General features: G+C 61.9%; 14 protein-coding genes. 12 read left to right on the top strand and 2 right to left on the bottom strand.

What is annotated here, in order from left to right; genetic code table 11:
• Positions 1-11 precede the first annotated feature (11 nt).
• A complete protein-coding gene (locus tag LB565_RS09140; RefSeq protein ID WP_224583041.1) occupies positions 12-1,160 on the bottom strand; it encodes a Gfo/Idh/MocA family protein in 1,149 nt (382 codons plus the stop codon).
• Between the two features lie 180 nt (positions 1,161-1,340).
• Here LB565_RS09140 and LB565_RS09135 point away from each other — a divergent pair, with 180 nt between their 5' ends.
• From LB565_RS09135 to LB565_RS09080, 12 genes are all read left to right on the top strand, one after another.
• Positions 1,341-2,141: a class I fructose-bisphosphate aldolase gene (locus LB565_RS09135; RefSeq protein WP_224583118.1), complete on the top strand. Its 801-nt coding sequence runs from the start codon at positions 1,341-1,343 to the stop codon at positions 2,139-2,141.
• 3 nt (positions 2,142-2,144) lie between these two features.
• On the top strand, positions 2,145-3,095 hold the full coding sequence (locus LB565_RS09130; RefSeq protein WP_224583038.1) for a PfkB family carbohydrate kinase: 951 nt from the start codon (positions 2,145-2,147) through the stop codon (positions 3,093-3,095).
• A 90-nt stretch (positions 3,096-3,185) separates the two neighbouring features.
• On the top strand, positions 3,186-4,331 hold the full coding sequence (locus tag LB565_RS09125) for an ABC transporter ATP-binding protein (protein ID WP_224583036.1): 1,146 nt from the start codon (positions 3,186-3,188) through the stop codon (positions 4,329-4,331).
• Positions 4,332-4,454: 123 nt separating this feature from the next.
• Positions 4,455-5,699 (top strand): ABC transporter substrate-binding protein, encoded by a 1,245-nt coding sequence (locus LB565_RS09120; RefSeq protein ID WP_224583035.1) that lies wholly within the window; start codon positions 4,455-4,457, stop codon positions 5,697-5,699.
• Between the two features lie 137 nt (positions 5,700-5,836).
• A complete protein-coding gene (locus LB565_RS09115; protein ID WP_224583023.1) occupies positions 5,837-6,736 on the top strand; it encodes a carbohydrate ABC transporter permease in 900 nt (299 codons plus the stop codon).
• Between the two features lie 5 nt (positions 6,737-6,741).
• On the top strand, positions 6,742-7,584 hold the full coding sequence (locus LB565_RS09110; protein ID WP_224583021.1) for a carbohydrate ABC transporter permease: 843 nt from the start codon (positions 6,742-6,744) through the stop codon (positions 7,582-7,584).
• Positions 7,585-7,647: 63 nt separating this feature from the next.
• Complete coding sequence (locus LB565_RS09105) at positions 7,648-8,469, top strand: sugar phosphate isomerase/epimerase family protein (RefSeq protein WP_224583019.1); 822 nt, start codon at positions 7,648-7,650, stop codon at positions 8,467-8,469.
• A gap of 4 nt (positions 8,470-8,473) precedes the next feature.
• Complete coding sequence (locus LB565_RS09100) at positions 8,474-9,550, top strand: Gfo/Idh/MocA family protein (RefSeq protein ID WP_224583016.1); 1,077 nt, start codon at positions 8,474-8,476, stop codon at positions 9,548-9,550.
• A complete protein-coding gene (locus tag LB565_RS09095; RefSeq protein ID WP_224583006.1) occupies positions 9,550-10,368 on the top strand; it encodes a sugar phosphate isomerase/epimerase family protein in 819 nt (272 codons plus the stop codon). Before LB565_RS09100 ends, LB565_RS09095 begins: the two co-directional genes overlap by 1 nt.
• Positions 10,368-11,186 carry an alpha/beta fold hydrolase gene (locus LB565_RS09090; protein ID WP_224583005.1) on the top strand — a complete coding sequence of 273 codons (819 nt, stop codon included), beginning with the start codon at positions 10,368-10,370 and terminating at the stop codon, positions 11,184-11,186. Before LB565_RS09095 ends, LB565_RS09090 begins: the two co-directional genes overlap by 1 nt.
• Positions 11,183-11,905 carry a ribulose-phosphate 3-epimerase gene (locus LB565_RS09085; RefSeq protein WP_224583002.1) on the top strand — a complete coding sequence of 241 codons (723 nt, stop codon included), beginning with the start codon at positions 11,183-11,185 and terminating at the stop codon, positions 11,903-11,905. The genes LB565_RS09090 and LB565_RS09085 overlap by 4 nt, the downstream gene beginning before the upstream one ends.
• Positions 11,905-12,888, top strand: a complete 984-nt coding sequence (locus tag LB565_RS09080) for an ROK family protein (protein WP_224583000.1) — start codon at positions 11,905-11,907, stop codon at positions 12,886-12,888. The genes LB565_RS09085 and LB565_RS09080 overlap by 1 nt, the downstream gene beginning before the upstream one ends.
• Before the next feature lie 1,134 nt (positions 12,889-14,022).
• On the opposite strand, the gene LB565_RS09075 is transcribed toward LB565_RS09080, so the two are convergent.
• On the bottom strand, positions 14,023-14,769 hold the full coding sequence (locus LB565_RS09075; protein WP_224582998.1) for a Crp/Fnr family transcriptional regulator: 747 nt from the start codon (positions 14,767-14,769) through the stop codon (positions 14,023-14,025).
• Between the last annotated feature and the right edge of the window lie 195 nt (positions 14,770-14,964).

The following is a 14,964-nucleotide window of genomic DNA, read 5'->3' as shown; positions in this document are numbered from 1 at the left end:
CCGATATCTCCTCAGGCCAGCAGGCTTGCCGCCTCGTCCTCGCCGAGCAGCGGCGGCTGGTCGACCGTGTCGTCGACGGCGACGGAGCCGCGGCTTGCGCCAGAGGCCAGGGTCGCTTCCATGACCTCCAGCACATGCAGCGCCAGATCGCCCGAAGCCCGCGGCTTGCGGCCCTCCGTCAGCGCCCGCGCCAGGTCGGCGACGCCGAGCATGCGGTAGTTGGCGCGATCGGGTGCACCGTAGGGCCAGTTGCGCGCGCCGTAGAGCTCGCTCTCACTCTCGAGATCTTTCCAGTCGGCGCCACGCGCCGAGAGCGACACGGTGCCACCGAAGGTGTCGGGATCGGGCAGCCTCAGCGAGCCCTCCGTGCCGTGCAGTTCGATCGGATGGTTGGAGTGCTTGAAGACATCCCAGGAGGCACCGAAGGTGACGGTGGCACCGGAGCGGAATTCGAGCAGTGACAAGATATTGGTCGGCGTGCCGACCTTGAATGTGGTGTTCCTGTAAGGGCCGTCGGCGGTGATCAGGCGTTCGTCCTGGCCGCGCGTCGCCATTGCCATGACGCGGGCGACCGGGCCAAGCAGGTTTACCAGCATGGTCAGGTAGTAAGGACCCATGTCGAAGACCGGGCCGCCGCCGGGCTGGTAGTAGAATTGCGGATTGGGATGCCAGTGCTCCATGCCGCGCCCCATCATGAAGGCGGTGCCGGTCACGGCGCGGCCGATCGCGCCCTCGTCCATCAATCGGCGCGCCCGCCGTCCGGCAGCGCCGAGAAAGGTATCGGGAGCCGAGCCGAGCAGCAGCCCGCGCTTCGCCGCCTCGGCAACCAGCCGGCGCCCATCTGCGGCGGACGTCGCCAGAGGCTTTTCGGTGAAGACGTGCTTGCCGGCTGAAAGCGCAGAAAACGAGATGTCGAAATGCGCCGCCGGTATCGTGAGGTTGAGGACAAGGTCGATGTCGGGCTCAGCCAGCAGCGCATCGACGCCGAGCGCGCGGATGCCATATTCTCTGGCACGGAGCGCGGCCATGTCGGCAGAAATGTCGGCACAGGCGCGCAACTCGACCCCGCCGAACAGGCCCGCATTGCGCAGATAGGTCATCGAGATGTTGCCGCATCCGATGACGCCGATGCCGAGCTTTGTCTTTGATTTTCCATGCATTTCAGATCGTTCCTCCCAACGCGGTCATGGCCCGGCTGCACGCTTGCGCCAGCAATGGATCACAGTCGAAAGCCGCTATACAACGTTTTGATTATTGACGCGCGTAAAATTTTTATACAGCATGTGAAAACGCTGACGCAGCGGGATTTTGAAAACAAACGATTGGGGAATTTTGAATTCATGAACCTAGGAACCAAGGTGCGTCTTGCGCGCCTCTTCTCGCATCAGTCGGGGAATCTTTTTGGCGGCGCGGTCGACCACTTCGTCGGCTATGGCGATGTGCGCAAAGGCGGCCTTGCCGACCTGCCGGGGGCGCTCGCACGTGTCATGGCGGGCAAACCCGACTACGTCAGTATCCAGCCTGGCACCGCGCGCCATCTGTGGCCGCAATATGCGGGCAAGGCTTCCCTGGTGATTCAGGCGGGCTGCTTCACTCCCGACGACCGCATCAGCCAGTTGATCGCAACGCCCGAGGATGCGGTGCGCGCGGGGGCCGATGCGTTGGCCGTGGCCATTCCGGTGCGCGGCGCGACCGAGGGCAAATACATACGCTGGCTGACGGATTCGGTGAATGCAGCGGCCCGGTACGGCATGCCTGTGGTGGCGCATATCTACCCTCGCGATTTCACCCACGGAGCAAAGATCGTCTTCACCCCCGACGAGATCGCCTATGCAGCGCGCATCGGTTATGAGTCCGGCGTCGACGTCATCAAGATCGGCTACACGGGCGAATTCGAGTCCTTCCGAGAGACCGTCCGGACCTGCCCGGTGCCGGTCGTCATCGCGGGTGGTCCGAAGACCGATACGCTGCTCGGCGCGCTTCAGCAGACGGCGGACGCCATCCGTGCCGGCGCGCGCGGCGCCGTAGTGGGCCGTAATCTCTGGGGGCACGGCGATCCTCAGAAGGCAGCGCTTGCCTTTCGGGGCGTCATCCATGACGGGCTATCGGCGCAAGAAGCGCTTGCGAAGGCAGGCGCCTGAACGATGCCCACCATCCCTTCAATCCTCGGCTTCGGCGCCTTTGCGATCGACGACATCGTCTATGTCGACCAGCCGTTGTCGGCAGGCAAGGGGAAGGTTCTGCAAAGCACCCGCGCTTTCGGCGGAAATGTCGCGACGGCGTTGGCCGCCGTCGCGCGGCTCGGCGGAAGCGCCGGGTTCATCGGGTGGCTGAGCAGCGCCGATGACGATGCCATGTTGTGCGACCTCGTTGCGTGCGGTGTTGAAACTGCTTTCGCGCCGCGCCACTCCGACGCGCGCCCGGTGCGCTCGCGCATCACCGTCGGCTCGGACGGAGACCGGTTCATCGCCTATGACGACGATGCGATGCTGGGCACCGCACCGGACTTTCCGGACGAGATCCTCAGCCGCGCGACCGTCCTGATCGTCGACAGCTACGCGACCCGCTCGCTGGATGTCGTGGCTCGGGCTCGCGAGCTCGGCCTTGCGATCGTCGGCGATATCGAATGGAGCGCCGGGCCAGCCACGGACAGGCTGATGGCGCTCTGCGACCATCTCATTCTTCCACTCGGCTTTGCGCGGATCGCCACGGGCGGCCGAGCGCCCGCCGAGATGCTAGATGCATTGTGGTCGCCGTCGCGGTCCGCCGTCGTTCTGACCGATGGTGGCCAGGGCGCCTATTATCGCGGGCGTGAGGAGACGGCGCTCCGACACCTGGCTCCGCACCGGGTTGCGATCGTCGACTCGACCGGAGCCGGTGACTGCTTTCACGGCGCCTATGCCCAGGCATTGACGCGCGGAGCCGACACCGCGGGTCGGGTGGCATTCGCGGCCGCGGCCGCCGCCCTTTCGGTAACGGGGCGCGGCGGGCGCGAGGCGCTTCCGACCGACGACCAGGTCACGGAACTCCTGGCATCGACCAACGCGCCGTCGGCGGTCGAACTGAAATATGCGCAACTCGGTACCGGAACATAGGCTGAAGACTATCCGAGGAAATATTTCACAGGGGGAATAAGCCAAGGAGAACAACAAAAATCATCGGCTTGGACGTGTGGAGGGAAGCATATGGCAGAAGTCATTCTTGAGAATATCTGCAAAACCTACGGGAACAATTTTCGCGCAATCGACCAATTGAACCTATTGGTCGAGGACGGCGAGTTCTTGATTCTCGTCGGGCCGTCCGGCTGCGGCAAATCCACCGCCTTGCGGATGATCGCTGGATTGGAGGACATCACCAGCGGCAGTCTTCGCATTGGCGGGGTCGACGTCGTCGACATGCCGCCGAAGGACCGCGACATCGCGATGGTCTTCCAGAGCTACGCGCTCTACCCACATATGACGGTGTTTGAAAACATTGCTTTTTCGATGCGGCTGGCGGGCAAGCCGAAGGCCGAGCGCAAGAAGCGCGTGGACGAGATCGCCAAAACCCTTCAGCTGACGTCGCTGCTCGACAGCAAGCCCGCAAACCTTTCCGGCGGACAACGTCAACGGGTTGCCATGGGCCGCGCCATGGTGCGCGAGCCGGCCGCCTTTCTGATGGACGAGCCCCTTTCCAATCTGGATGCGAAATTGCGCGTGCAGATGCGCGCCGAAATCACCAGCCTGCAAAAGCAGCTCGGCGTCACGACCATATACGTGACCCACGATCAGATCGAAGCGATGACGATGGGCGATAGGGTCGCGGTGCTGAAAGGGGGCGTGCTGCAGCAGGTCGACACACCCAAGCGGCTCTACGAATCGCCGGTGAACGCCTTCGTTGCCGGCTTCATCGGCTCGCCGTCGATGAACCTTTTCGAAGGGACACTGACGGGCGACGAGCTGACGGCCAGCACCTTTGCCATCCGGCTGCAGGATGCAGCCTTCGTGCGAAGGCCGGGCTTGAGGTCCTATGAGGGGCGCAAGGTCGTGTTCGGCATACGGCCGGAGGATCTTTATGACAGCAGCCTCGAATCCGGCCGCAAGTATCAGACGATCCCAGCAAAGGTGACTTCGATCGAAGAGCTCGGCTCTGAACATATCGTCCATCTCAACATCGACGCGGTCCGGGTGGACTCCGGCGATCCGGACGCGGTGGACGATTTTGGCCTGGCATCGAACGCGGTGGCGAGATTCGAGCCGGCCAGCGCCGTCCACTCCGGCGCGGAAATCCGGTTGGCCGTGGACGATGCCAAGTTCCATTTCTTCGATCCCGAGACGCATCTAGCCATCTGAAGATCTGCAGCAGATCGCAGGCGAGAGCGAGGCGCCTGCCAAGAATACTTGCATGAAGACTTTTGAATAAACCAGGCGATCGTCCGCATTGTGCGGCCGATCACAAAGAAGGAGGAGAAAGTGATGTTTCGGATACAACCCGCGATGCTGAAAATAGCCGCGGCCGCATGGTTGCTTGGCGCAACCAGCGCCATGGCGGACACGACGCTGGAATTCACCCAATGGTGGGAGCCGGAATTGCCAGCCGGCTCGCTCAGGGCAATCATGAATGACTTCGAGGCCGCAAACCCCGGAATCAAGGTGACGCTGGTCAGCGGCCCCTATGCGACGACACGAGACCAGATCTCGGTTGGTGCTGCGACTGGAACGCTTAGCGATGTCGTTGGTCTCGACGGCGCCTGGGTAAACAATCTGAACGCGCAGAATGCGCTGGCCGACATGAACCCGATGATGGATGCGAGCAGGTTCGACAAGACGCAGGTCGCGGATATCATCAAGGTGGACGGCAAAGCGGTGATGTTTCCCGTGGCGTCGTTCGTCTATCCGGTTTTCGTCAATCTGGACCTCGCCGCCCAGGCGGGCGTCACCAAGCTGCCGTCGACCCGCGCGGAGTTCCTGGAAGCCGCCAAGAAGATGACCCATGCCGACAAGAACCAGTATGGCTGGGTTCTGCCGCTCTCGTTGCAGACACCGTCCGGCGTCCAGAACGACATGATGTCGTGGGTCTGGGCATCGGGTCAATCGATGATGGCGGGCGGCAAGCCCGCCCTCGAGGGCAAACCGGTGGTGGATATGCTGACCTTCGTCAAATCGCTCAACGACGCCGGCACCATCTCGCCCGGCATCGCCACCAAGACTGAGCAGGAAAAGGTCGAGGAATTCGTCAACGATCGGGTCGGAATGATGATCGACTCGCTTGCGCACGTGAACCTCATCCGCAAACGCAATCCCAAACTGAACTTCGACCTCATCCCGGTTCCGGTCGTGGAGGGTTATACTGGCAAGCGCGGCCTTCCCTATGCCTCCTGGGGCATCGGCATCTCCGCTGGCTCGAAACATCAGGAGGAGGCCTGGAAGCTCGTCCAGTATCTGATGAGCGAGAAGGTCAACGCCAAGCTCGTGTCGCTGGCCAACGCCTTCCCAGGCAACGTCAAGGCCAAGCCCGATTTCGTGACCGCCGACAAGGCTTTCGGCAAGGCTTTCGAAATCTTCAAGACCGGCTATCTTGCCAATGAGTTCACGGGCCTGCCGGTGGCGGAAGACCTGATGACGCAGTTCGACGTGCAAGCCCAAAAGATGCTCACCGGCGAGCAGTCTCCGGAACAAGCCGCAGCCAACGCTCAAAAGGGCTGGATGGCGAAATTTTGATCGGGCGGTTTCTTCGTTTCGATCTTCGAACCGGGGGCCTGACTTCGGCCAGGCCTTCCCGGCAACAACGGATCGGCAACGTGAGACAACCTGTTTCCGAAGCCCCTTCTCTTGAAGGCGTATCCCAAGGTTGGCATATGAACCGGCAGAAGCGCTCTCGCCACCACAGACTCAAGCGAGCGGTCGCACCCTATCTCTATCTGTCACCCTCGCTGGTGATAATCGGCCTGCTGATGCTGCTGCCGATGGTGACGGTGATTGGCTATTCGTTCCAGAACAGCGCGGTGCTGCGTCGCGACCCGTCCTTTGCCGGACTGAAACACTACCAGGCGATCTTTGCCGATCCCGTGTTCTGGGCCTCGCTGTGGCACACGCTCTACTTCACCTGCATGAGTGTGGTTTTCCACATGACCATCGGCATGATCTTCGCGCTCATGCTGAACAGCGACCGCATCAATCCGACGCTGCGCAACATCCTGCGTGTGCTCTACATACTGCCCTGGCTTTTCACCGCCGTAATCATAGCGGTGATCTGGCGCCTGCTGCTCGAGCCGAACGGTGTCGTCAACAGCATTCTCATGCAGTTGGGTCTCATCGGTTCCAAGATCGAATGGTTTTCCTCGCCCGAGACCGCGTTGCATGCCGTCACCTTCGCCAATATCTGGGCGGGCTACCCGCTTTTCATGGTCAGCCTGCTCGCGGGCCTGCAGGGCATTCCCAAGGATTTCTATGAGGCCGCCGATATCGACGGGGCGAAGGCCTACCAGAAGCTGATCTTCATCACCATCCCGCAGCTGATGCCGATCATCATCAGCATCTCGCTGCTCGATTTCATCTGGACCATGCAGGTCTTCCCGTTGATCTGGATCACGACGGGCGGCGGTCCGATCTACTCGACCGAGGTGCTCAGCACCTACACCTACAAGCTGGCGTTCTCAAGCTACAACCTGTCGCAGGCGGCGGCAAGCGCAGTGATCATCCTATTGATCTCGCTTGGCCTGACACTGTTCTACATCCGCTATCAAAAGGCCCGGTAGTCATCATGAGGAAAAGGAACACGACCAAGGACAGGGTGATCACCGTCGCGCTGCATGTCGCGCTTGTCGGGGGTCTGTTTTTCGCGGCCTTCCCGATCTACTGGATGCTGAGCAGCTCATTCAAATCGAACACTGAGATCTTCGCCCTGCCGCCAACCATCCTGCCGAAAGCCTTCACGCTCGAAGCATATGCAGCCATCCTTGGCGACCCGATCAAGCTGCGCTTCTTCTTCAACAGCTACTTCGTGGCCTTCACGGTGACTGTGCTGACGGTACTGATCGCCCTGCTTGCCGCCTATGGGTTCAGCCGTTTCAATTTCCGTGGCAAGGGCAGCCTGAACACCCTCATCATCAGCACGCAGACCATCCCGCCGATCACGCTCCTGATTCCCTTCTTCGGGCTCGTCGTCTCGTATCGCATCTTCGACACCTATATCGCGCTGATCCTCACCTATCTGGTGTTTACCCTGCCCTATGCGATCCTTTTGATGACGGGCTATCTGAACACCTTGCCCCGCGATCTCGACGAAGCTGTCGCCGTCGACGGCGGCACCAGTTGGACAGCGCTCTGGCGAGTGATCGTGCCGATCTCACTGCCCGGTATCGTGGCGACGTCTGTCTATACTTTCCTGTTATGCTGGAACGAATTTCTCTTCGCGCTGACGCTGACCAAGTCGACGTCGATGCGCACCGTCCCGATCGGCATACAGCTGCTGATGGGCCAACATGCCTTCGAGTGGAACCAGATGATGGCGATGAGCGTGCTCGGCTCGCTGCCGCTGCTGCTCATCTACCTCATTGCCCAGAGGTTCTTCCTCGCCGGTATGACCGCCGGCTCGGTCAAGTAGATCTTCATCCCACGGAGACGCCGAGGGGACATCAAGGAATGGGCGGTATCAAGGATTGAAGGGATGAACGTGAAACACCTCAAAGTCGGTTGCCAAACTTTTACCTGGGAAATGCTCGGCGACCGTTTTGCCGGAGGCCCGGACGATCTCTTGAAGGCGATCGCCGACGGCGGCTATGCCGGCATCGAGATCACCGACACGATGATCGGCCGCTATGCCGGCAAGCCGGTGGAATTCGCCGCCGCGCTGAAGGCCTCCGGCCTCACGCTCGTCTCCTTCGCCTTCGGTTCGAAGAGCGGCTTTACGCTCAGAGAGAAAATCGGCGAGGACCTCGACAGCGCCAAGTGCTGGATCGACTTCGCCGCCGCCTTTCCGGGCGCGCTCGTATCGATGGGCTCGGCGACCATCGTGTCGGACGGGCCGCGCGAGGAAAAGTTCGCCATAGCGGCGGAAGTCTACAACCGTGCCGGCGAGATCGGCCGCAAGGCCGACGTCCAGGTCGCGGTGCATCCGAGCTCGCACCACAACACGCTGCTGTTCGACCGCTCCGACTACGACAGCATCTTTGGGTTGGTCGACCCTTCGCTGGTCGGCTGGGTGCCGGACACAGGGCACATATTGCGCGGCCACAAGGACATGGCCGACACGCTCATCACCTATCGCGACCGCATCCGCTACGTGCACCTGAAGGATGTCGACGCAAACGGCAATTGGGCGATGCTCGGCAAAGGCGTCTGCGACACGGCAAAGGTGATCGAGATCGCCGGCGCCGCTCCCAACTTCAACGGCTGGCTGGTGCTCGAGGAAGAATCCGAGACTGCCGCCGCCGATCCGGCCGACGCGGTCAAGATCAATCGCCAGACCATGCGCGGCTACGGAGCCTGAGACTATGATCCGCAAGAAAGACCGTCGCCTTCGTGTCGGTGTGCTCGGCTGCGGGCCGATCGCGCAGTTCGCGCATCTGGAATCGTGCGTGAAGGCAAGCAACGCCGACCTCTACGCGATCTGCGATGCGGCGCCCGATCTCTTGGCGCGGATGGGCGCCACTTATGAGCCGCAAAAGATGTATGGCGACTTTGATGAGATGCTCGCCGATCCGGAGCTCGAGGCGGTGATTGTCGCCACATCGGACGCCTATCACGTGTCGATGTCGATCAAGGCACTGGAAGCCGGCAAGCATGTGCTGTGCGAAAAGCCGATCGGCGTGTCAGTGGAGGAAGGTGAGAAGCTTGCCGAAGCGGTCAGGCGTTCCGGCAAGGTGATGCAGGTTGGGCACATGAAGCGCTTCGACCCGGCGCTTGAAGCGGCGCGCGATTTCGTGCGCGACGAGATGGGCGAGATCCTGGCGCTCAAGGCCTGGTATTGCGATTCCACCCATCGCTACACCAACACCGACGCGGTGCAGCCGCTGCCCATCACAAGCAAGCTGGCGAGGAAGCCGGGCGGTAATCCAAAGGCGGACCTGCGGCAGTATTTCATGCTGGCGCATGGCTCGCATCTCGTCGACACCGCGCGCTTCTTATGCGGCGAGATCACCGCCGTTCGTGCCCGCCTCAACGAGCGCTTCGGCGCCTATTGCTGGTTCGTCGAGACCGAATTCGCCAATGGCGCGCTCGGCCATCTCGACCTCACCGTCGCCGTGCGGATGGACTGGCACGAGGGCTTCCAGCTCTATGGCCAGAATGGCTCGGTGATCGCGAAGACTTTCAATCCTTGGTATTTCCGCGCGAGTGAGGTCGACATCTTTCACGAGAAGGACGCCACATCACGCAAGCCGCTCGGCGCCGACGGCCATTTCTTCCGTCGCCAGCTGGAGGGCCTCGCCGACACGGTGCTCAACGGCGCGCCTCAGCGCGGCGCCACGGTCGACGACGGGCTCGCTTCCATCCGCTCCATGGTAGCGATCGCCCGCTCCGTCGAGAGCGGCGAGCGCGTCGAGCTCGCCAACGTGACGGGAGCGGTCTGATGCAGGTCGGGGTGTTTGCCAAGACTTTCCCGGGCAGCGAGCCGACCGGCGTGCTTGCCGCTGTCCGTGACGCGGGCTTCGCGGTCACCCAGTTCAACCTCGCCTGCGCCGGCATGCCGTCAATGCCGGACGAGGTTCCGGACGCGGCGATCGACGCCATCAGTGCCGCTGCCAAAGCGACCGGAATCAATCTCGTCGCTCTCTCCGGCACATACAACATGGCGCATCCCGACAGCCGGATGCGCCAGGATGGACTGCGACGGCTGGCGGTCGTCATCGAAACGGCGGCCAGGCTTTCGATCCCGCTTGTCACGCTCTGCACCGGGACGCGCAACACCGAGGACCAGTGGGCGTACCACCCAAACAATGCCGATCCATCGGCCTGGGCCGATATGGCGCGCGCGATGGAAGGGGCCCTTCGGCTTGCCGAGCGCCACGGCGTCGATCTCGGTATCGAGCCGGAGCAGGCCAACATCGTCGCATCGGCCCGCGACGCCATACGGCTGATTGCGGAGATGAGCTCAAAACGGCTGCGCATCGTGCTCGATCCGGCAAATCTATTCGAGCAGGCAAATGCCGACGAGGCACGGACGACTGTTGCCGAGGCGGTCGAGCGCACGGCCGGCCATGTCGCGCTTACGCATGCCAAGGATCGTTTCGCCGACGGCCGCTTCGCCACGGCTGGACAGGGCGTCGTCGACTTCGCCGATTTCATCGCCCAGCTGAAGGCCACAGGCTTCGATGGGCCGATGGTGACGCACGGGCTCTCGGCCGAGGAAGCGCCGGGCGTCGCGCGTTTCCTCAAGGGGCTGGCGTGATGGCCACGCTGCTGCGCGACGGCGCCACGCTGCGCATGACCGACACGGGCGAAGGCCTGGCTGTCGTCTTCCAGCACGGGCTGGGCGGCGGCGAGGCGCAGGTCTCGCAGACTTTTCCCCTGGGCTTCCGCCGCATCACGCTGGAATGCCGCGGGCATGGCGGCTCAGGCTTCGGTGAACGGCGGCCGTTCTCGTTCGAAATGTTCGCCGACGACGTGCTTGCCGCAGCCGACCGGGCCGGCCTCGACCGCTTCGTTGCCGGCGGCGTCTCGATGGGTGCGGGAATCGCGCTTCGCCTCGCCTGCCGTCATCGGCAGCGCATCGCCGGCCTCGTCCTGGTACGGCCGGCATGGACGTTTTCGCCAGCGCCGCAGAACATGCAGCTGATCGCCGAGGCCGCCGGGCTCATCCTGGAGCACGGGACCGGCAAGGGGCGGGCGATCTTTGCGCAATCCGAGAGCGCCGCACGACTCTATCGCGAGGCGCCCGACAATCTATCCTCGCTGCTCGGCTATTTCGACCGGCCTGACGCCAACGCCTTCGCTCAGGTGCTCGCCGACATCGCCAGCGACGGTCCAGGCGTTTCCGAACGCGACGTCGCGGCGCTCGCCATTCCGGCCCTTGTCGTCGGCAACGCGATGGATGCCGTGCACCCGTTGTCGAGCGCCTATGCGCTGGCGGCCGCGATCCCCAACGCCACCTTCGCGCAAGTGACGCCAAAGGCGGCCGACTGCAAGAAGCATTTCAACGAACTGCATGCGCAGATCGCGACCTTCCTTCAGTCCCACTCGAACGTCCGGAGCCTCATTCCGTCATGACCACCAAACCCTTGTCGGGACCCGCGGCAATAGCCGCGCTGCCACGCAATCGGCTCATCGGCGAATTCTCGCTGTGGTCGGCGGATCTCGCCAACATGGAGGGCGACCTGAAGCGCATTGAGGCCCATGCCGACCTGCACCACATCGACGTGGCGGACGCCCGCTTCACCCCCGGCTTCCTGTTCTTTCCCGACATGGTGGCGCGCATCGCCAGGCTGACGGCGAAACCGATCCATGTGCATCTGATGGTCGAGGCGGAAATCGTCGAGGCGCAGACGCGCCAGTTCATAGAGGCCGGCGCCGACCTCGTCACCATCCACGCCGAGAACGGCGAAGCCGGCCTGCGCGCGGTGAAGCTGGCGCGTGACCTCGGCGCCGAAGCGGGCGTGGTGCTCCGGCTCGAAACGCCGGTCGGCGCGATCGAGCCGTTCCTGCCTGACGTCGCCTTCGTCACGCTTCTTGGCACCTCGATCGGCGTCAAGGGGCAGAGCCTGTCCGAAAAGGCCTGCCCGCGCCTGATCGAAGCGCGCGCGCTGATGAGGCAGGCAGACCGAGAGTCCGACATCATTCTTGCCGCCGATGGGGGCATACGCCATGAAACAGTGCCGCTGCTGCGCGCCGCAGGCGCCGACACTGTGGTGCTGGGCTCGCTCGCCTTTGGCGATCCCGACCTTGCGCGGCGCATGGCCTGGCTGCACGGGCTGAAGGCCGCCGCCTGATGAACACGCTTGCGCTTGCCTTCGATCTAGGTGGCACCGAGTTGCGCGGCGCGCTGATCGGGCGCGGCGGCGAGGTTGTGGCGCGCGTCTCGGAACCGACGATGACTGAAGCGGGATCGGAGGCGGTCATCGGCCGGATCATCGCGCTCGCCGACAAACTGCTGGACGACCACCCGCAGGCCAAAGTGATCGGCATCGGCGCCTGTGCGCCGGGTCCGCTCGACCCCAAGGCAGGCATCGTCATCGGACCGCCGACGCTCTCTGGCTGGCACAACGTGCCGATGATCGACATTTTGAGCCGGCAGTTCGGCCTGCCGGTGCGGTTGGAGAACGATGCCAATGCGGCAGCGCTGGGCGAATGGCGCCTCGGCGCCGGCCGCGGCACAGCATCGATGGTGTTCGTCACCGTGTCGACCGGCATAGGCGGCGGCGTGATCGCCGACGGCCACATCTATCACGGCAGGCGCGGCCTGGCGGCCGAGATCGGCCACATGACAATCACCGGAGAAGGCGATCGCTGCTTCTGCGGCAATGTCGGCTGCTTCGAGGCTGTCGCTTCGGGCACCGCTCTCGGGCGCCGGGCGACGCGGCTCACCAAGCCCGGCGACGGTTCAGTGTTGCGACGTCTTTCCAATAACGGCAACGTCTCGGCCCGCCATGTCGTCGAGGCCGCCGGTGCCGGCGATACCAGTGCCCGCGAATTGGTCGAAGCCGAGGCGCGATGGCTCGGCATCGGCTTTACCAACCTTTTGCATCTCTATTCACCGGATCTGATCGTCATGGGCGGCGGTCTTGCCAACGGCTTCGAACTGCTGGCGCCCGGCATCAGGGCGACGGTCAATGAGCGAGCCATGCAAGTCTTTCGGGACGTGCCGATCGTGCCGGCGGAACTAGGCGACCGCGCCGGGCTGGTCGGCGCTGCGAGCCTGATCTTGTGGGACGGTGAGCCAGGCACGGCGTTGGCCATGGTGCCGAACGACTAAACCGAGAACGCGCCGGCAGAAGCCCGGCCCCGGCGGGAGGTAAGCCGTGGCCGAAGCTCAAGTTGCGCAGGGTGCGCAAATCTACGGGCCGGTAGAGATCATCTAAGGGAGCCTCCCAACGCAAGGGCCAGATAGCTGACCTGACTGGCCGCAATGGGCGCAAAGCTGCCATTGGTCGACGAGGGGCTGGACCAGCTTCTTGAATCAACTTTGGCGAACGGCGTTGTAACGTATTGATCTGAAACGATTATGCCAGTCGCTGAAGGTGTAGGACTTTGAAAAAATTAATGGCTTAGCGGATGGTTAGCCAATCCATATCTTCGTATGATCTCGTGTGGTCTGGTGAACCGAACAACAAGAACACAGATTGAGGCTGCGCCTGGCAAATCCAACGATGAGCTCAATTCGGGAGACCGGAATCCGCATCGGTTAACTACTTTGGAATCGCGACTTGGTACGGATATGCTGAACAAAATGGCCTTGACGGCAAGCGGCCAAGGAACCGACTGCAAGCCCAGTGGGATCGTTCTTGGAGAACGGACTATCTATTTCGCTTCTCGGGCCATATTAATTGAGAAGTTAGAAGGACAAAAATTGCGACAGCAGCGCACCCTTCAATAATCCTGAGAAAATACGCGGTAACAATCTGCGTTTCTGTTAAATAAACAACAACGTTTTTGACGTGGTAGGCAATCGTCCTACCTTTTTCAGGGTCCTGGACAGTGGGATAAACTGCGTACGAGTTATCCAGAACCCCGCTTATCCATAGGGTGACCGCGAGAATCACCCCTGCAAGCCCCAAGGAAACATATCTTACTCGACCCAGCGTTGCGCCCCGCTATTCACCGAAAGGAGCAAAAAGGAACGTGAGGTCGATGCTGCAGCTGCAGAAGCGCCAGCCGCTCCGCCCAACGTTGCACCACCTCCGGTTACATACCCATGAGAACTCATCCCCGTAAAATAATCTGCCGTCCCCCCGAGGCCAAGCCCTCCGTGAAGACTGTAATTATTAAACTGCCCGCGAAAATCTCCGATAGCGTGGCCGTTTGATACCTGGATGCTCAAGTCGGCATCCGCGCCCGCTCCTATTTAAGCGACAGCGCCTGCATAGCTGTAGAGGCCGAAGTTTCCTTGTCAGGTAGCAACATCCAATGCGTGAAGCACAGGGATTGGGGCTAGATCCATCGGCTGGTACTGAGCCACTCTCTGCAGGCCCGGAAGGTCGGTCAAATCGATCAGGCGCGAGTTGCTGGTGATGAGGTGTTCGGCGCGAAGCCGCTGAATTACACGGTTAAGATGGGGAACACTCAGTCCGAGTGCATCCGCCATGACTTCTTGTGAAAACGGCAGGACGAAACTTGCCTCGTCAGCGCGATCCACCTCCAAAAGGCGCGAGTGTATCTCAAGCAAAAGATGCGCCAGCCTTTCGGTCGGCGTACGTCGACCGAGGTTGACGATGTGTTCCGCATACGTTGCGGCCTCTTGGGCGGCGAGCCAGCTCAAAACCAAACCGAATTGTGGCTGTTCGTAGCATAGGCGAACGTAGGAATCGAACGGGCAGACAGCGTAAGTCAGTTCGCTCACGGCAACGACTGCATAGCTGGACCGGTCGAAAAAGCTGACTGGGAAGCCAACGACGTCGCCCGGCAGGATGAGCTTCAGGATCTGCCGCTTGCCACTGCGAAGCAACCTGTAGCGGATCGCATAGCCGTCCTTGACGAAGCACAGGTTTCGGAACTCCGAGCCGTGAACAATGAGGTCCTCCCGCTTCCCGAAGGAGAGATCGCGCTCGAAGATGGCCGCAAGGCTTTCGATGTCGGCAGCATTCAGCTTCATTTGACGTGTCAGTCGAGTCACGATCGGGTGGCCGGTCAGCGGCATGCCAGGGTCCCAAGGTTCATAATCTGCGCCGAAACTTTCGTAGCATTATAAATCTGGATCAATGAACAAAATCATCAAACGAAAGTTGTATTGACGGGCCGGTCGACGCCGCTGCGAATGCCCATACAAGCAGGCGTGTCATTCACAGTCCTGCATGAAAAAAAGCCGGTTTCGGAATCTGGGGGACGAGAGAGA

The sequence above is a fragment of the Mesorhizobium sp. CA14 genome, from assembly GCF_020165195.1.
Classification (GTDB): Bacteria; Pseudomonadota; Alphaproteobacteria; order Rhizobiales; family Rhizobiaceae; genus Mesorhizobium.
This window is presented reverse-complemented; position numbering and strand designations above follow the sequence as displayed.